Here is a 16658-nt window from a genome sequence, read left to right on the forward strand (position 1 = left end):
TTAAGTACATGACGTACAAAACCGATAGCTGGCTCTTTTTTTATTGATTACTAACAGTAGATATTTTCTTTAACGCTTGCTCTAAATCAGAAACGATATCCTCCCAAGATTCTAAACCGACAGATAAACGTATTAAATTATCATAAATGCCCATTTCTTGTCTTAACGCAGCTGGAATCGCAGCGTGCGTCATCGTTGCCGGATGCTGAATTAACGTTTCTGTATCTCCTAAACTTACCGCAATTGTAATAAAGTGAAGGTCATTAATAAACGCCTGCGTCTCTTCTTTCCCACCTTTAATTGAAAAAGATATAACGCCGCCCCCACGTTTCATTTGGCGAGATGCTAACTCTCCTTCTGGGTACCAAACACCTTCTACCGCATCATGATTTTTTAGAAACGATACAATTTTTTCTGCATTATCACAATGGCGGTCCATTCTTACCGCTAGTGTCTTTAATCCGCGTAACAATAACCACGCATCAAACGGCGCCATAATACCGCCGATATCTTTTCGCATCGGGCGAATCTTTTCAGCTAACGCTTTCGTTTTACAAATTGTTACACCCGCTACAACGTCACCGTGACCACCAATATATTTTGTCGCACTATGAACAACGGCGTCACAACCAAGTTCAAGCGGTCTTTGTAAATAAGGTGAACAAAACGTATTGTCAACAATGACAAGTAAACCATTTCGCTTCGCAACCCGAATCACTTGTTTTAAATCAATTAATTTCATTGTCGGATTAATCGGTGTTTCAACGAAAATAAGCTTTGTATTTGGGCGAATTTTATTTTCCATATCAGCCTCTGTCTCCATATCACAAAACGAATGCGTAATCATAAATTTTTCTTCCAACACTTCCAAAAAGCCGTACGTGCATCCGTATAATCCATTTGAACAAATAATATGATCTCCAGCTTTTAGAAAACCAATTAACGTTGCGGAAATAGCTGCCATACCAGATCCGAAAGCAAGAGCTTCTTCTCCTCCTTCTAACACCGCCATACGTTCTTCAAATAATTTCACAGTTGGATTTCCAAGTCTTGAGTAAATATAAGATGGATCCACTCCCGCAAAACTCGCTTCTCCTTGCTGCGCAGTCTCAAATGTAAATGTAGACGTTTGAAATAAAGGCGGTGTCAAACTTCCTTTATATTCCTCTGATGTATAACCGTGATGAATTAACGCTGTCTCCATATGCTTCTTTTTCATAAAAACATCCCCTTTTATGTTTTTATTGCCGCATATTCACCAACAAAAATTTGATGAACGTTTTTACTACATTTTATGTAAGCGTTTTATTTGTGTTTCTATCTCTTCTTTTATATCGTTTTAAATTCCTTCTTGTTCATTTCCAAAATTTATATGCATAAAACAAAAACGTACTCGCTTGACGAAACTCTGGGTAAAAGATATAATAGCGTTTGTGTAAAATAAAAAGGCAGCCTTGTAATGTGAGTTTATCGTTTGTATTTTGTTCCTCTGCGGAGGTGTATCTCGTAACTCCCTGCTGCTGGAGCGAAGGTACATGAAAACAAAATGCCCGTAAATATCGATTACGTCTGTTTTTATTTTACGTAAATAAAAACATTTTAAAGGAGGAGTCAACTATGGCTCGTTATACAGGTCCAGCTTGGAAACTGTCTCGTCGTCTTGGAATCTCTCTAAGCGGCACAGGAAAAGAATTAGAAAAACGCCCTTACGCACCAGGTCCTCACGGTCCTAACCAACGTAAGAAACTTTCAGAATACGGTTTACAATTACAAGAGAAACAAAAACTTCGTCACATGTACGGCATGACTGAGCGTCAATTCCGTCGCACATTTGACCAAGCAGGTAAAATGCCTGGTAAGCACGGCGAAAACTTCATGATCCTTCTTGAAGCTCGTCTTGACAACTTAGTTTACCGTATGGGCTTAGCTCGCACTCGTCGTGCAGCTCGCCAATTAGTAAACCACGGTCACATCATGGTTGATGGCGCTCGCGTAGATATCCCATCTTACCGTGTAAAACCTGGTCAAACTATCAGCGTTCGCGAAAAATCTAACAACCTTGTTGTTGTTAAAGAAGCGATCGAAGTTAACAACTTCGTACCAGAATACTTAACTTTCGATGCTGACAAATTAGAAGCTACTTACACTCGTCACGCTGAGCGTGCTGAGTTACCAGCTGAAATCAACGAAGCATTAATCGTAGAGTTCTACTCTCGTTAATGACAAAAAGCCAATCCTGTGGATTGGCTTTTTTCGTTTATATATAAAATAAAATTATTTATTTTCCTCTTTCTGAACATATACATAAGCATCTTTCTGCTCTTTATGTACATCCACCTTCGAATTCTCTGCAAGCTGACCCGCATTTAGCAAAGAAAAAATAATGAGCGCTTCTAGTGACATTTTGTTTTACCACTCCTTTCTAGTTGTTATACATTCATCATACCGCTTACATGTGATTTCCGTATGAACTCGAAAAGGAGATTACAACAAAAAGGTTACAGAACTATGAATGCACGCTATAATAACCATTAAATAGGAGGTGGACTCTTTTGACAATAAACCAAATGGTTCAATTGGGTAGTGCATGTATGTTGTTTATTACTTCCGCGCTTATTAATTGGTATCAGGGGAGTAATTTGATAGATGATCCTGATGAATGGAAATATAGCGCTAAGTTTACGAATTACTTCAAAGGCACCGTTTCTAATTACGAAGATATTTATCAAATTGATTTCTTTATATATGCAGCAAAATTTTATCCAACAGCATTTATCGTTATGTTAGTTAGTTTACTTTATATGCTCATATTAATTCTTCATATTCTATTTACAAGAACTCGTGAGATAATCTAAATTCATACATAAAAACCCCGAATCATAAACTTTTCAGTTTACAATTCGGGGCACTATTTGTTTTACATTCGTTTCGGATTAGTAACGAATTAAGAAATATTTCTTTTTACCGCGGCGAATGATTGTGAATTTACCTTCGATGCGGTCTTTTTCTGTTACAACGTAGTCTAATGCTTGTGTACGCTCACCGTTTACGTAGATTGCACCGTTCGTTACATCTTCACGTGCTTGACGTTTTGATGGAGAGATTTTGCTTTCTACAAGTAAGTCGATTAATACTGTATCTTCTGCAGTACGTTCTACAGATGGTACGTCTTTGAATCCTTGCTCGATTTCGCTTGCAGTTAGTTCTGCTACAGAACCGCTGAATAATGCAGCTGAAATTTTAATCGCTTGCTCTAATGCTTCTTCGCCGTGAACAAGTTTTGTCATTTCCGCACCTAATGCTTTTTGTGCTGCACGTTTTTCTGGTGCTTCAGCTACTTGTTTCTCAAGCTCAAGAATTTCTTCATGAGATAAGAATGTAAAGTATTTTAAGTATTTAACAACATCACGGTCATCTGTGTTAATCCAGAATTGGTAGAACTCGTAAGGAGTTGTTTTCTCTGGGTCTAACCAAATTGCGCCGCCTTCTGTTTTACCAAACTTCGTACCGTCAGATTTTGTAACAAGTGGAATTGTTAAACCGTATGCTTTCGCATCTTCTTCTGATTTACGGATTAATTCAAGACCAGCTGTAATGTTACCCCATTGGTCACTACCACCGATTTGTAGGCGACAATTATGGTGTTGGTATAAGTTTAAGAAGTCGTATGATTGTAAAATCATGTAACTAAACTCAGTAAATGAAATACCAGTCTCTAAACGAGATGCTACTGTATCTTTTGCTAACATATAGTTTAAACCGAAGTTTTTACCGATATCGCGTAAGAATGAAATGACATCTAAGTTACCAAGCCAGTCATAGTTGTTAGCCATTGTTGCTGGGTTGTCCACGTTTTCGAACTCTAAGAAGTTTGAAAGTTGGTTTTTAATGCTTTCTGTGTAGTAAGCAACTGTATCTTTCGTATTTAATGTACGCTCTGCTTTTTTACCACTTGGATCACCGATCATACCAGTACCACCGCCAACAAGTGCGATTGGTTGGTGACCAGCTAATTGGAAACGACGTAACATTAATACTGGTAACATATGACCGATGTGTAAGCTATCCGCTGTCGGGTCGAAACCACAGTATAATTTAACGCTTTCTTTTTCTAATAATTGCTCAAGGCCCTCAGCATCTGTTTGCTGATTAATTAGACCGCGAAATTCAAGATCTTGTAAAATACCCATATCCTACATACTCTCCTTTAAGTTCATTACTGGCGTGAAGGTTAAAAACATAAAAAAATCGCCCCTTCAAATAAGGGACGATTTTGATCATCGCGTTACCACCCTAGTTGCAGACCAAAAAAGCCTACCACCTTATTTACATAACGGCTTAGCACCGTCTCTTCCCTTTTGAATACAATTCAATCGAAAAAAGATGCTCTAGGGGCGTAATTCGCGATCATCTATGTGCTGATTTTCACCGGCCATCAGCTCTCTAAAACAGGGAAATGATCACTACTTCTCCCTTTCCACGCTCAATTATTCATATACTTTTCTTTATACCATCATTTATATAGGCGTGTCAAATAGGGGTCGGGTTTCTCTTCTTGCCAATCCTTTATAACGTCATAAAGAGTATCGTAATAAGAGAAAGGATTGGAACTCCAACTAATAACGATACGTGAAACACAACCGATAAATCATTCCCAATTGTCGCTTCCACAGGATCTTTCGCCGGGGAACCAAGAAAGCCGATTAATCGATCGAAGCGACTTACCGTTTTTGGAAAGTCCGGTACTTCTACATGGTCACTATCTAAATGTTGTTTTAATTTATATTCACTCTTAAAGGGATTTCCGCTCAATTTCATCTACCTCCAGCAATTGTTTCAATTTCTTTATCCCGTTATGAAGTCTCGATTTCACTGTTCCAATCGGAATGTTTAATATCTCCGCAATCTCTTTTTGCTGCATATCATGATAATAAGAAAGAATAAGGACAGCTCGCTGCTCTTCCGGAACTTTCAAAATTGCTTCTCTTACTGTGAGACGATCTTCGTGAGAAAATTCTTTTTCCGGAATCGGCACTAAAAATGGCAAAAGCGTACGCCACTTTTTTCTTCTATTTAATTTATTAATCATAAGACGATAACCAATTTGAAATAAATACGTTTTTATTTTGCCTTTTTCAAGTTCATACATATGCTTCTTACGCTCTAACGTCAAAAACGTGTCTTGTACAAGGTCGATACTTAATTGTTCATCTCGATTAAATCGATATAAAAATGTGTATAGCGCTGGTTTGATTAAAACATATAGTTTTTCCCCAGCCTGCTTATCTCCCCTTTGATACGCAAGCATGAGCTCCTCCTCAATCCCAATCTGCGCCATGATTTTTGATCTCCTTTATTCCTTTTAACGTTAATGAAATACGGGAAATTAAATATGCAATTGCAATAAAAACCCACAACTGCGATTGATTTGTAAAAAATTGAACATATGGATTTTGAATTGTAAATCCCATTGGAACTAAAAAAATTAAAACCTGCACACATATGCATGCATACAATGCCAGACAAACAGAAATCGTATCAAATACATTCCAACGAAAATAAACTTTTGTTTTTGTAAAATCGATTTTATTCCCTTTTTTTCGTACTATATGTTTTCTATCAAACGGAATAATAATTGAAAACACAACACTCATTATAACTCCAGCTGTAAGCATTGATACTCTATATCCAATTGGTATCGGTAAGAAAAGACCACAAGAAAATACGACTATAATTCCAATTAAAGCAAAAACAAGTAGTAATTTATTAGACATAAAAAATCCTCCCTCATCTATTCTTTCATAAATGTATACAGACGAGGAAGGCACTTCGTTCAAATATTATTTTATTTTTTAATAACCTTTGCAGGATTCCCACCAACTACTACATTGTCTGGTACATCTTTCGTTACAACGGTGCCAGATGCAATAACCGTATTATCTCCAGTTGTCCCGAATAGTTTTTTACGATTCCACTACGTTATTCTAATTTTACTTCTAATGTTTCATTTAACTTTTCTTGTTAATACACAAGCTTGCTCCCTCTTTAACTTCTATGTAGGTTAAAGAGAGAATAAAAAAGAAAGGCCTGAACATTATTTCGTTCAGACCTTTCTCTCTTAATCTTCCATCGTTGATAAGTCACCTGTTGGCAAGTTTAACTCCCACGCTTTTAATACGCGGCGCATAATTTTACCGCTTCTCGTTTTCGGTAATTTATCTCTAAATTCAATTTGTCTTGGCGCTGCATGAGCTGCTAGACCTTTCTTTACAAATTGACGAATTTCTTCTTTTAATTCTTCAGATGGTTCGTACCCTGCACGAAGCGCGATAAATGCTTTAATAATTTCGCCGCGCACCGGATCAGGAATACCGATTACACCAGCTTCTGCAACAGCAGCATGCTCGATTAATTTGCTTTCTACTTCAAACGGACCAACGCGCTCACCTGACGTCATAATTACATCGTCAATACGTCCTTGGAACCAGAAGTATCCATCCTCGTCCATATAGGCAGAATCACCTGATACGTACCAATCGCCTGGCATGAAGTAAGATTCATACTTTTGTTTGTTATTCCAAATTCCGCGCATCATCGCTGGCCAACCTTTGCTAATTGCTAAGTTACCCATTGTGTAGGGAGGCACTTCATTTCCTTCATTATCAACAATCGCTGCTTTTACACCTGGAATTGGTTTACCCATTGAACCTGGACGGATTTCCATACAAGGGTAGTTACAAATAACTTGTCCACCTGTTTCTGTCATCCACCACGTATCATGAATACGAAGTCCAAATGCGTTCATCCCCCAGCGAATTACTTCTGGATTTAACGGTTCACCAACGCTTAACACGTGGCGCACTTGTGATAAATCGTATTTTTTAATTGCATCTTGTCCAGCACCCATTAACATACGGAACGCCGTTGGTGCGCTATACCAAACTGTTACGCCGTAATCTTGCAGCGCTTCATACCAAGCTTCTGGACTAAAACGTCCGCCTAAAATAACATTTGATGCTCCGACTAACCACGGTGCGAAAATACCGTAAGCTGTACCAGTTACCCAGCCTGGGTCAGCTGTACACCAATATACATCGTCTTCTTTTAAATCTAATACCCATTTCGCCGTTTGATAGTGCTGAACCATTGCGTTTTGCGCATGGAGCACACCTTTTGGCTTACCAGTAGAACCAGACGTGTAATGTAGAATCAGACCGTCTTCACGGCCTAACCATTCAATATGTAATTCTTTTGAAGCTTGTTCGAATAAAGGATTGAATGCTACTGTTTTACCGCCTTCTTCTACATGATCTCCAACAAGGAAGACTGTTTTTAAAGCTGGTAAATCATTTAATGGTACGCGCTCTAACAATTCAGGCGTTGTAATTAACACTTTTGCTTCGCTATCTTCTAAACGATCGCGAACTGCGCCTTCCATAAATGCTTCAAATAACGGACCAACAATTGCCCCTAATTTCACTGCACCAAGAAGGGCGAAATATAACTCTGGGGAACGCGGCATAAAAATAAAAACGCGATCGCCTTTTTCTACATCGCCATAATTTTTCAGGACGTTTCCTGCTTTATTAGAAAAATCCTTCATTTCCTTAAATGTATACTTCTCTTTTCGCGATCCATCTTGATAATAAAGGGCTACTTTATTCTTTCGATCGGATTTCGCATGCTTATCAATTGCCTCATACGCCATATTTACTCGGCCTGTTTCATTCCAAGTAAAGTTTTTATTAACCTCTTCCCAGTTAAAATTTGCGTATGCCTCATCATAATTCGGCAAATTATTTTCTCCTTTAATGACAGGAAGCGTTTCTACTTTCATACTTTACATCCCCCTCCTATGTATTCTATTATCTATTATAATAACATTATTTAAAATTTTCAGTATATTTGTTGATTTTTAGACAAATTTTTAATGACAAATTTCGATTCACATCGCATATATTATAAAGTACGATATGAATAGATTCACAAACCCTCAAGGTGGTGAGCAATACATTGATTCATAAAAAAATATATAATGCTAGAAACTTAAAAACAGCGAAAGGCACTTTAATTATTGAAGGGCCTGTCTCTACACATAACTTAGAAATGTATGAGTTTCATCCAGACTTAATTGCGTTTCGTCCTGCCGAGCAGCAATATAAAGCAATTGTCGAAATTTCTAAATTGCCAGAAGCTCGTCTCATTATTGCTAGACATGACCAAACGATTGTTGGATATGTTACATACTTGTATCCTGATCCACTTGAACGATGGTCAGAAGGAAAGATGGAAAACTTAATTGAACTCGGGGCAATTGAAGTTGTCCCTGCCTTCCGTGGTTGCGCTGTCGGAAAAAACTTATTAGAAGTTTCCATGATGGACGATTATATGGAAGATTACATTATATTGACGACTGAATATTATTGGCACTGGGATTTAAAACAAACAGGCTTAAATGTTTGGGAGTACCGAAAAGTAATGGAAAAGATGATGAATGCTGGCGGGTTACAATGGATGGCTACAGATGATCCTGAAATTTGTTCACATCCTGCTAACTGTTTAATGGTCCGCATCGGTAAACGCGTTGATACGGATTCTATTCAAGCATTTGATCGTCTACGTTTTCACAATCGTTTTATGTACTAATAAAGGGGGCAACTGGAATGATTGTAGAAGAAATTATGAATCAAGATGTAGTGACATTACATCCAAACGATACAATCGAAACAGCAATCCGAACGATACGTACGAAAGGCATTCGGCACATTCCAATTGTCGATCAAAATAATCATGTCGTAGGCATTATTTCTGATCGGGATGTAAGAGATGCAAGTCCGTCTATTTTAGATGAACAAGTTTCACTCGATATGCTGAAGCAACCGCTTGAACTGATCATGAAACATCCTGTTATGACTTGCCATCCTCTCGATTTCGTTGAGGAAATTGCTACTTTATTTTTTGAAAATAAAATTGGCTGTCTTCCTGTTACAAAGGCTGGAAAGTTAGTCGGAATCATTTCTGAATCGACTGTACTGCATACGTTAGTGAAATTAACAGGGGCACATCAACCGAGTTCACAAATTGAAATTCAAGTAAAAAATGAACCTGGTATTCTTGGAAAAGTCGTTGCTATTTTTAGCGATTTACAAATCAATATCGTGAGCGTTCTCGTCTACCCAGCAAAAGATGAGAATGATAAAGTACTCGTTTTCCGCATTCAAACGATGAATCCGCTAAAAGTGATTGATGCACTTGAAGCAGAAGGCTACCGCGTATTATGGCCGAACATTATGGGGATGCAAGCATGAGTAGCGCGTTTATTTATTCGGATGACTTTCGGGGCTATTCATTTAGCCCTGATCATCCTTTTAACCAACTGCGCGTCACACTTACGTATGATTTATTACAAAAGGGTGGTTTCATCTCTCCTTCCCAAATCATTTCACCAAGGATGGCTACAGATGAAGAAATTGCCTACATTCATACAGAGGAGTACATAAATGCGGTAAAACGTGCTGGAGAAGGTAAGTTAGAAAAATCAATTGCGATGACATATGGACTCGGAACAGAAGATACACCGATGTTTCCAAATATGCACGAAGCAAGCGCATTACTCGTTGGTGGTACGTTAACAGCTGTCGATGCTGTTCTTTCCGGGAAAGTAAAACACGCGCTTAACTTAGGAGGCGGCTTACATCATGGCTTCCGCGGCAAAGCATCTGGCTTTTGCATTTATAACGATAGCTCTATCGCAATGAAATATATTCAAAAGAAATACGGTTTACGCGTTTTATATATTGATACAGATGCTCATCACGGTGATGGTGTACAGTGGTCTTTTTATGACGATCCTAACGTATGCACCATTTCACTACATGAAACCGGTCGATATTTATTCCCTGGAACTGGAGCTGTAAATGAACGTGGACAAGGTAATGGTTATAGTTATTCTTTTAACGTTCCACTCGATGCTTTTACAGAAGACGAATCTTTCTTAGATTCCTATCGAACTGTCGTAAAAGAAGTGGCCGCATACTTTAAACCGGATATTATTTTAACGCAAAATGGCGCTGACGCACATTACTACGATCCACTTACACACCTTTGCGCAACGATGAATATTTACCGTGAAATACCGAAGCTCGCTCGCGAAATCGCTAACGAATATTGCGAAGGTCGTTGGATTGCTGTCGGCGGCGGTGGCTATGACCACTGGCGCGTCGTCCCAAGAGCTTGGGCACTCATTTGGCTCGAAATGAACAACATCCAAAACATCTCAGGTTATCTCCCTCCAGAATGGATTGAAGCTTGGAAAGGACAAGCAGAAACAGAACTTCCCCTCACATGGGAAGATCCAGACAACATGTATAAACCTATCCCCCGCAAACCAGAAATTGAAGAAAAGAATGCATTAACTGTAGCGAAATCCCTCGAAATTATTCGGAATAATATGACAAAATCTTTATACTAAAGGAAAAGGAGGCTCGTTTTTGAATAGCCTCCTTTTATTTATAGCTTGCTATTATTGTCGTTTTTTGTCGGTAAGTCGATATATTTTAATAATCGCTGATATATTTCAAGTTGCGCCGATATATTTTAATAATCGCTGATATATTTCAAGTTGCGCCTATATATTCTAATAATCGCTGATATATTTTTATGTACTAACGGACTTTATAAGGAAAGGTCGTGATATTATGTGGACACAACAAATGATCCACACGAAACGTGGCACATTTGAACTTTTTACAAAGGGAAATGGCGAACCGCTTTGCATTACACATCACTATTCACAATTTAATGAAACTGGTGATTACTTTGCGGATGTCTTCACTTCTACGCATCGTGTATTGCTCATTAATTTACGAGATGCTGGTAACTCCGCAAAAGCCAATTCAGAAAAAGAATTAAGCATGATTGAAACAATCCACGACTTGGAAGCCATACGAGAAGCATTACAACTTCCAACATGGCATTTCGCTGGTCATTCAACAGGTGGGATGCTTGGACTTTTATATGCAATTACCTATCCAAAATCCTTACAATCGTTAGTACTCGTTGGAGCCGCAGCAAGTAATTATACCGAAACACCATTTTGCATTTATCATCCAGAACATCCACAATTTCATTATATGCAACATCTCATCGAAAACTTAAAAAGCCCTCACCTTACAAATGAAGAACGGAAAGAACTATCTACTGAGAGAACAAAATTATCATTGCATAAACCAGAAAACTACAACTCTTATTTTTGTAAACCAATCCAAAAAACAATGTCTGCTAGCCGAATGAATGCTTTTTCTCACGAATATCCAGCATTTAATTTACGAGAACATTTACCTTCTATGAAAACAAAGACGCTTATTATATGCGGAAGATACGATGTGCAGTGCCCGATTCAGTATTCTATCGAGATGCATGAGGGCATACGTAATTCTATTTTTGTGACATTTGAAGAGAGTAACCATTATCCCTTTTTGGAAGAAGCTGCTCAGTTTACTTCTACTATTCGAACATTTTATAAATTGTTACATTAGTACCGTTATTATTAAGGAAAGCTCACAGTCTCTGTAAGACTATGAGCTTTTTTCAAAAGAAGTATTTCAACTAGTAACAATTAAAAGAAGAACACACAAAACCACTAAACCTAAATCAATAAATACTGCCTTTTTATCTCCTTCTTTTAAACTTATTAGAAAACTAGAAACTATTTTAATTGCAAAAAAGACCATCATAAATAACCCACCGAAATGATCATTCGTAAAATCTTCATCATAAAACATTTGTATTGCACCGATAATTAATAAGATAAGTATGATATTGGTTCCAATCTTTAGAGCCTTGTTTGATTTATTATCTTTTAATATATCCCTCAAAATGTAGCACGCCCTCTCAAACTATCTTGTGTGTTGGCACAGATGTTTTATCCCCTTTTACATTTTAACATAAATTACCTTATATATACTTTTACTTACAGTTATAGACATGCACGGCAATGATAATGTTTCCTTCATTGCAACATGCTCATAACTTTAAAGAAATAGAGAATGACTCGCTGGAAGGACATAAGTAAAAGCTAATTTTTGCCTTCCTCCCCCACCCTATGCTACATTTAACCCGTTATATCAATATGAATAGGGTGGGATTACATATGAACAAACCTAAAATTGGGATGATTGGACTTGGAAGTATCGCACAAAAAGCCTATCTTCCAACACTTACAAAAGAAACAGATTGGAATTTTGTAGGGGCTTTTACACCTAATGCAGAGAAAAGGAAACAAGTTTGCCAGCAATACCGTATACAAGACTTCCATTCTATTGAAACGTTAGCTTCAGAATGCAATGCAATCTTCGTTCATAGTTCAACTGCATCGCATTATGAAATCGTTTCTGAACTTCTGAAAAAAGGGATCGATGTTTATGTTGATAAGCCGCTAGCTGCTACAGTAGAACAAGCTGAGAAACTAGTTGAGTTGAGCGAAAAGTATAACCGAAAGTTAATGGTTGGATTTAATCGCCGCTTCGTTCCTATGTATGTTGCGGCAAAAGAGCAAGCTCATAATATTTCATGGATTCGAATTGAAAAGCATCGTACAAATAAAGTCGGGCCCTATACGTACGACTTTACGATGTTAGATGATTACTTACATATTGTAGATACTGCTCGCTGGTTAGCTAACGATGAGCTTAACGTCGTTCATAATATGATGCAAATCAATGAAAAGAATGAACTTCTTTACGGACATCATACATATACAACTGTAAATGGAATGTTACTTTCTACCGCAATGCACCGCCATGCCGGTACAAATTTAGAACAAATTGAACTTGTCACAGCAGGAAAAATCATTCGCGTAAAAAACATGAACACATTTGAAGTTGAGCAAGAAAATGCAGTTTCTCAAATTGGCTCCCCATCATGGGATACGACGTTAAAACAACGTGGTTTTGAAGATGCTGTTCATCATTTTATTGCATGTGTACAAGGAGATACAAAGCCTGTTGTAGATGGATTAGAAGGATTAAAAACGCAGCAAATGCTCCAATCTCTACTGAATGATGTAAACAAAAATTAAAACGGATACATTTTTCAGAATTTACTTTCATTCCCATTTCCCCTTTATTTCTCACGCAAATTTCTATAGAATATGTTGATAGGAATTATAAATTTCATAATGAATCGTGGAAAGGATGGGATTAACACATGTGGAACGAGTTTAAAAAGTTCGCTTTCAAAGGGAATGTCGTTGATTTAGCTGTCGGGGTTGTAATCGGTGCGGCATTCGGTAAAATCGTTAGTTCTTTAGTAAAAGATATTATTACACCATTACTTGGTATGGTATTAGGTGGCGTTGACTTTACAAGTTTACACTTTGGATACGGTAAATCTGCTGTTATGTATGGTAACTTCATCCAAACAATTTTTGATTTCTTAATTATTGCAGCTTCTATCTTTATGTTTGTTAAAGTGTTCAACAAACTAACATCTAAAAAAGAAGAAGAAAAAGAGGAAGAAATTCCAGAACCAACAAAAGAAGAAGTTCTTCTTAGCGAAATTCGCGACTTATTAAAACAACAAAACTCTTCTAAAGATAGAGCATAATTGAACGGATAAAAAGGCATGCCCCTTAGGGACATGCCTTTTCTATATGCTATAACGTTTCCGAATTCATATGAATAAATAAAATAATACCAGCAACCATAAGTACCATAATACTACTTGCAAATAGTGTAATACCGATAAACATTAAACTTGTGCTCATATCCACTGATACACTTTCAATAAAAATAGAAATTACATACGTGATAAGGGCAATTCCTGCAAGAATACTTCCTGGAACAAATCGCTTTAAACCATTTTGTTTTAACGTCATATATGCAAAAATAGCAGTCATACAAAGCGTAATTATCCAAAGAACGATCATCTCTTCTCCCCCCTCACAAGCCTTTTCTTTCTATTATACATGACATTGCCCTATAATAGTTAAATTTGCACTTATGTGACATATAACAAGGAATTATACAGTCATATAGAGAAGTCTCCCAAATAAGCTATAGAACTCGGGAGGATTTCAATTGGAAGAAGATATTGTAGGATATTTTAAACAAGTAGAGAAATTTGATTATATTACAATTGACTTAGACAAAAAGTTTTTTTATATGGAAATTGTACAACTAGAAACAAATATAACTTTGCTAAAAATATCACTTAACTTAGAAAAAGATGAAACTATTATTGCTGGCAATGTGAAACAATATGATCCTTCTAGGTTAGAACAATTCATACAAAGCTTTAAACACACTGCCCAAACATGCCTTGCACATAATTTACGAAGTCCTGAAGAACTTTTTGCATTTTGGAAAAAGAATTAATCTCCCTTTCGTTAAAAAAATGGTTATTTTTTCTATTAATTGATATAATTATCATATACAAATATTCTTTATAAGGGAGTGTTCATAATGATCTGGATTTCACTAATCGTATTAGCCTATTTCATCATTCTCGTCCCAATACAGTATAACTACATTAAAATACTCAAAGAAAAACAGAAGAAAATGAATATGTCACAAAACGAACTATATGACAACATGTCTTATGAAGAATCCCAAATACATTACCATTATCAAAGTAACGTATTTACAATACCTGCTTCGCTTGTCGCAAGTATTATTTATAAAGTGAAACATGCAGCATAATATGTACGCTGTAAAATTATTGTTTGAATCTGTTCATTCTGGTGAGCCTGATCCTCCAAAAATTGATGAGGATTATGAAAAAAAAGGATTGTGATACACTTTTTGAAGAAAGTATTATTCTTGTTAAGGCACACAGCTTGGAAGAGGCCCATGCACTAGGTGAACAAATCGCTATACATTCTGAGCATACGTACGATAATATGTACGGTGAGCAAATAACGTGGACGTTTCGAAAAGTATTGCATGTGTTTGAATTAGACGATACACCATTTGAAACGGGAAAAGAATTATACGCAAGATTTTTACAAGTTAAGAAAAATGAAACAGTGGATACAGTCTTACAAAAATACTATCCTGAATACGAATAAAAGCTCACAGCAATCGCTGTGAGCTTTTTTATACTTACTTCGTTGAATCTCTAAATTGGATACGGTGAGGTAAGATAACAGTGTGATCTTCCACTTTTTCTTTGTTCATATACTTTGTTAATAGACGCATTGCTACTGCACCGATATCATACATCGGTTGTACAACTGTTGAAAGTTGTGGACGAACCATTAATGCAAGGCGTGTATTATCGAAACCAAGTACTTCTACATCAGTTGGTACATTTAATCCAGCATCTTGTGCTGCGTGAATTACACCTAGTGCCATTTCGTCAGAAGATACGAAGATCGCTGTTGGCTTTTCATCAAGGCCCCAAAGCTTTTCGAATGCTTCGATACCTGAATCATATGTGTAATCTCCATCGATTACAAGATTTTCATCATATGAAATACCTGCTTCTTCTAAAGCTTTTTTATAACCTTGTAACTTCTTCGCGCTTCCCGCTTTATCAATGAAAGGACCAGAGACGAAACCGATACGCTTATGTCCTTGTTCAATAAAGTGCTTCATTGCGTCGTAAGCCGCTTGTGTATAATCAATGTTTACTGATGGCGTTTCATTTTGCTCATCAAATGACGCTGCTAATACGATTGGTACTGGAGACTTTTTAAATTCTTCAACGTGAATATCTGTAATATCTTCACCCATGAAAACAATTCCGTCCACTTGTTTTCCAAGCATCGTATTTAATAAATGGAACTCTTTCTCTTTGTTTTGGTCAGAGTTACTTAAAATGATGTTATATTTGTACATTGTTGCGATATCTTCAATTCCACGAGCAAGTTCTGCATAAAACGTATTTGAGATATCAGGAATAATAACACCTACTGTAGTTGTCTTTTTACTTGCTAGTCCACGTGCTACCGCATTTGGGCGGTATCCTAAACGATCAATTGCTTCTAATACTTTCTTTCTTGTTGTAGGCTTTACATTTGGATTACCGTTCACAACGCGTGATACGGTAGCCATTGAAACGTTCGCTTCACGCGCTACATCATATATTGTTACGTTCATCTCATCGCACACTCCTTCTATTTTTGTTATCTATTTTTATGTATCGGTTACTTGAATGAAAAAAAGACATCAACTCTATTTGCAGATGCCACCAATCGTCCCGAGTTCTTCCTTTTACTAATGATACGATAAAAACGCAGGCTCATACAATATTTTCCCGCAAAAGTTTCGAAAAAATTCGCTTCTTTTCTCGTATTTTCGTATTTTTTATGAAAAAAAGGGCATTTTTTGTAAAAATATAGATGTTTCATAAGTAGAAACCTTATTTTAAGCAGTACGATAGTACATGAAATTTATATCAGCGATTTTTTAAATATATCGACCGCAACTCGAAATATATCAGCGATTTTCCAAATATATCGACCGCAACTCAAAATATATCAGCGATTTTCCAAATATATCGACTTACCAACAAAAATCGACAATGATAGGCATGTGACGCGCTGGACCTAGAATTACTCCACAATTGGCAATAGAAGATCACATCCCCCTGTAGAATGCGTTACATCGACAATGCAAGGGGTAAATAGGTTTCTTTCTTTGAAATCAGTACAGCAG

General features: G+C 37.0%; 20 protein-coding genes, 2 pseudogenes and 1 other annotated feature. Of the genes and pseudogenes, 11 read left to right on the forward strand and 11 right to left on the reverse strand.

Translation table 11 applies throughout. The features are described from left to right. Nucleotides 1-40: 40 nt before the first annotated feature. Nucleotides 41-1219: a methionine gamma-lyase gene (gene megL / locus RTP99_RS15515; protein WP_000726612.1), complete on the reverse strand. Its 1179-nt coding sequence runs from the start codon at nucleotides 1217-1219 to the stop codon at nucleotides 41-43. 398 nt (nucleotides 1220-1617) lie between these two features. On the opposite strand from megL, the gene rpsD reads away from it, so the two are divergent. Further along, nucleotides 1618-2220, forward strand: coding sequence for a 30S ribosomal protein S4 (rpsD, locus tag RTP99_RS15520; RefSeq protein WP_000135311.1), 603 nt, complete (start codon nucleotides 1618-1620; stop codon nucleotides 2218-2220). A gap of 54 nt (nucleotides 2221-2274) precedes the next feature. Here the strand turns inward: rpsD and RTP99_RS15525 are convergent, their stop codons facing one another. Then, nucleotides 2275-2403, reverse strand: coding sequence for a hypothetical protein (locus RTP99_RS15525; RefSeq protein ID WP_000050944.1), 129 nt, complete (start codon nucleotides 2401-2403; stop codon nucleotides 2275-2277). A 149-nt stretch (nucleotides 2404-2552) separates the two neighbouring features. On the opposite strand from RTP99_RS15525, the gene RTP99_RS15530 reads away from it, so the two are divergent. Next, nucleotides 2553-2855: a YjdJ family protein gene (locus tag RTP99_RS15530; protein WP_000154633.1), complete on the forward strand. Its 303-nt coding sequence runs from the start codon at nucleotides 2553-2555 to the stop codon at nucleotides 2853-2855. Between the two features lie 78 nt (nucleotides 2856-2933). On the opposite strand, the gene tyrS is transcribed toward RTP99_RS15530, so the two are convergent. The 6 genes and pseudogenes from tyrS to acsA form a co-directional block, all read right to left on the reverse strand. After that, entirely contained in the window at nucleotides 2934-4190 is a 1257-nt protein-coding gene (gene tyrS, locus RTP99_RS15535; protein ID WP_000512082.1) for a tyrosine--tRNA ligase, read from the reverse strand. Nucleotides 4191-4260: 70 nt separating this feature from the next. Then, nucleotides 4261-4489: a binding site (T-box leader), on the reverse strand. 77 nt (nucleotides 4490-4566) lie between these two features. After that, entirely contained in the window at nucleotides 4567-4812 is a 246-nt protein-coding gene (locus RTP99_RS15540; protein ID WP_000016435.1) for a hypothetical protein, read from the reverse strand. Further along, nucleotides 4793-5338, reverse strand: coding sequence for an RNA polymerase sigma factor (locus RTP99_RS15545; RefSeq protein ID WP_000057172.1), 546 nt, complete (start codon nucleotides 5336-5338; stop codon nucleotides 4793-4795). The genes RTP99_RS15540 and RTP99_RS15545 overlap by 20 nt, the downstream gene beginning before the upstream one ends. After that, nucleotides 5319-5774, reverse strand: coding sequence for a hypothetical protein (locus RTP99_RS15550; protein ID WP_000066459.1), 456 nt, complete (start codon nucleotides 5772-5774; stop codon nucleotides 5319-5321). Before RTP99_RS15550 ends, RTP99_RS15545 begins: the two co-directional genes overlap by 20 nt. Nucleotides 5775-5845: 71 nt before the next feature. Then, nucleotides 5846-5944, reverse strand: a pseudogene (locus tag RTP99_RS15555) (acetyltransferase); the annotation flags it as partial. 174 nt (nucleotides 5945-6118) lie between these two features. Next, nucleotides 6119-7837: an acetate--CoA ligase gene (acsA, locus tag RTP99_RS15560; protein WP_000862044.1), complete on the reverse strand. Its 1719-nt coding sequence runs from the start codon at nucleotides 7835-7837 to the stop codon at nucleotides 6119-6121. Nucleotides 7838-8013: 176 nt separating this feature from the next. Here acsA and acuA point away from each other — a divergent pair, with 176 nt between their 5' ends. From acuA to RTP99_RS15580, 4 genes are all read left to right on the forward strand, one after another. Next, complete coding sequence (gene acuA / locus RTP99_RS15565; protein WP_000581384.1) at nucleotides 8014-8646, forward strand: acetoin utilization protein acetyltransferase AcuA; 633 nt, start codon at nucleotides 8014-8016, stop codon at nucleotides 8644-8646. Nucleotides 8647-8663: 17 nt separating this feature from the next. Next, nucleotides 8664-9308, forward strand: coding sequence for an acetoin utilization AcuB family protein (locus RTP99_RS15570; protein ID WP_000634566.1), 645 nt, complete (start codon nucleotides 8664-8666; stop codon nucleotides 9306-9308). After that, nucleotides 9305-10471 carry an acetoin utilization protein AcuC gene (gene acuC / locus RTP99_RS15575; protein WP_000092800.1) on the forward strand — a complete coding sequence of 389 codons (1167 nt, stop codon included), beginning with the start codon at nucleotides 9305-9307 and terminating at the stop codon, nucleotides 10469-10471. Before RTP99_RS15570 ends, acuC begins: the two co-directional genes overlap by 4 nt. A 205-nt stretch (nucleotides 10472-10676) precedes the next feature. Continuing rightward, complete coding sequence (locus RTP99_RS15580) at nucleotides 10677-11537, forward strand: alpha/beta fold hydrolase (RefSeq protein WP_116733395.1); 861 nt, start codon at nucleotides 10677-10679, stop codon at nucleotides 11535-11537. Between the two features lie 66 nt (nucleotides 11538-11603). Here the strand turns inward: RTP99_RS15580 and RTP99_RS15585 are convergent, their stop codons facing one another. After that, a complete protein-coding gene (locus tag RTP99_RS15585) occupies nucleotides 11604-11876 on the reverse strand; it encodes a hypothetical protein (protein ID WP_001204723.1) in 273 nt (90 codons plus the stop codon). A gap of 275 nt (nucleotides 11877-12151) precedes the next feature. Between RTP99_RS15585 and RTP99_RS15590 the strand changes: the two genes are divergently transcribed. Together RTP99_RS15590 and mscL are read left to right on the forward strand one after the other, a co-directional pair. After that, nucleotides 12152-13078: a Gfo/Idh/MocA family protein gene (locus RTP99_RS15590; protein ID WP_001039706.1), complete on the forward strand. Its 927-nt coding sequence runs from the start codon at nucleotides 12152-12154 to the stop codon at nucleotides 13076-13078. A gap of 128 nt (nucleotides 13079-13206) precedes the next feature. Further along, nucleotides 13207-13605, forward strand: coding sequence for a large conductance mechanosensitive channel protein MscL (gene mscL / locus RTP99_RS15595; RefSeq protein ID WP_000267012.1), 399 nt, complete (start codon nucleotides 13207-13209; stop codon nucleotides 13603-13605). Between the two features lie 49 nt (nucleotides 13606-13654). Here mscL and RTP99_RS15600 read toward each other — a convergent pair whose 3' ends face one another. After that, nucleotides 13655-13927 (reverse strand): DUF3917 domain-containing protein, encoded by a 273-nt coding sequence (locus RTP99_RS15600; RefSeq protein ID WP_000636591.1) that lies wholly within the window; start codon nucleotides 13925-13927, stop codon nucleotides 13655-13657. Nucleotides 13928-14078: 151 nt separating this feature from the next. Here RTP99_RS15600 and dhp61 point away from each other — a divergent pair, with 151 nt between their 5' ends. The 3 genes and pseudogenes from dhp61 to RTP99_RS15615 all read left to right on the forward strand — a co-directional run bounded on the left by dhp61 (nucleotide 14079) and on the right by RTP99_RS15615 (nucleotide 15067). After that, the gene (dhp61, locus tag RTP99_RS15605) at nucleotides 14079-14375 is read left to right on the forward strand and encodes a protein Dhp61 (protein WP_000390665.1); all 297 of its coding nucleotides are present in this window, start codon (nucleotides 14079-14081) and stop codon (nucleotides 14373-14375) included. Nucleotides 14376-14462: 87 nt separating this feature from the next. Beyond that, the gene (locus RTP99_RS15610) at nucleotides 14463-14699 is read left to right on the forward strand and encodes a DUF3949 domain-containing protein (RefSeq protein ID WP_000637879.1); all 237 of its coding nucleotides are present in this window, start codon (nucleotides 14463-14465) and stop codon (nucleotides 14697-14699) included. A 1-nt stretch (nucleotide 14700) separates the two neighbouring features. Continuing rightward, nucleotides 14701-15067 (forward strand): annotated as a pseudogene (locus RTP99_RS15615) (DUF4288 domain-containing protein). A 34-nt stretch (nucleotides 15068-15101) separates the two neighbouring features. Here the strand turns inward: RTP99_RS15615 and ccpA are convergent. After that, the gene (gene ccpA / locus RTP99_RS15620) at nucleotides 15102-16100 is read right to left on the reverse strand and encodes a catabolite control protein A (protein ID WP_001103311.1); all 999 of its coding nucleotides are present in this window, start codon (nucleotides 16098-16100) and stop codon (nucleotides 15102-15104) included. Nucleotides 16101-16658: the final 558 nt, after the last annotated feature.

The organism is Bacillus sp. (in: firmicutes), from assembly GCF_031983925.1.
In the GTDB taxonomy this organism is placed as follows: Bacteria; Bacillota; Bacilli; order Bacillales; family Bacillaceae_G; genus Bacillus_A; species Bacillus_A pacificus.

What these genes read in the sequence shown, in the direction of transcription:
- megL (WP_000726612.1), bottom strand. Translation starts at nt 1,219, where the DNA reads ATGAAAAAGAAGCATATGGAGACAGCGTTAATTCATCACGGTTATACA.
- rpsD (WP_000135311.1), top strand. Translation starts at nt 1,618, where the DNA reads ATGGCTCGTTATACAGGTCCAGCTTGGAAACTGTCTCGTCGTCTTGGA.
- RTP99_RS15525 (WP_000050944.1), bottom strand. Translation starts at nt 2,403, where the DNA reads ATGTCACTAGAAGCGCTCATTATTTTTTCTTTGCTAAATGCGGGTCAG.
- tyrS (WP_000512082.1), bottom strand. Translation starts at nt 4,190, where the DNA reads ATGGGTATTTTACAAGATCTTGAATTTCGCGGTCTAATTAATCAGCAA.
- RTP99_RS15545 (WP_000057172.1), bottom strand. Translation starts at nt 5,338, where the DNA reads ATGGCGCAGATTGGGATTGAGGAGGAGCTCATGCTTGCGTATCAAAGG.
- RTP99_RS15550 (WP_000066459.1), bottom strand. Translation starts at nt 5,774, where the DNA reads ATGTCTAATAAATTACTACTTGTTTTTGCTTTAATTGGAATTATAGTC.
- acsA (WP_000862044.1), bottom strand. Translation starts at nt 7,837, where the DNA reads ATGAAAGTAGAAACGCTTCCTGTCATTAAAGGAGAAAATAATTTGCCG.
- RTP99_RS15570 (WP_000634566.1), top strand. Translation starts at nt 8,664, where the DNA reads ATGATTGTAGAAGAAATTATGAATCAAGATGTAGTGACATTACATCCA.
- acuC (WP_000092800.1), top strand. Translation starts at nt 9,305, where the DNA reads ATGAGTAGCGCGTTTATTTATTCGGATGACTTTCGGGGCTATTCATTT.
- RTP99_RS15590 (WP_001039706.1), top strand. Translation starts at nt 12,152, where the DNA reads ATGAACAAACCTAAAATTGGGATGATTGGACTTGGAAGTATCGCACAA.
- mscL (WP_000267012.1), top strand. Translation starts at nt 13,207, where the DNA reads ATGTGGAACGAGTTTAAAAAGTTCGCTTTCAAAGGGAATGTCGTTGAT.
- RTP99_RS15600 (WP_000636591.1), bottom strand. Translation starts at nt 13,927, where the DNA reads ATGATCGTTCTTTGGATAATTACGCTTTGTATGACTGCTATTTTTGCA.
- RTP99_RS15610 (WP_000637879.1), top strand. Translation starts at nt 14,463, where the DNA reads ATGATCTGGATTTCACTAATCGTATTAGCCTATTTCATCATTCTCGTC.
- ccpA (WP_001103311.1), bottom strand. Translation starts at nt 16,100, where the DNA reads ATGAACGTAACAATATATGATGTAGCGCGTGAAGCGAACGTTTCAATG.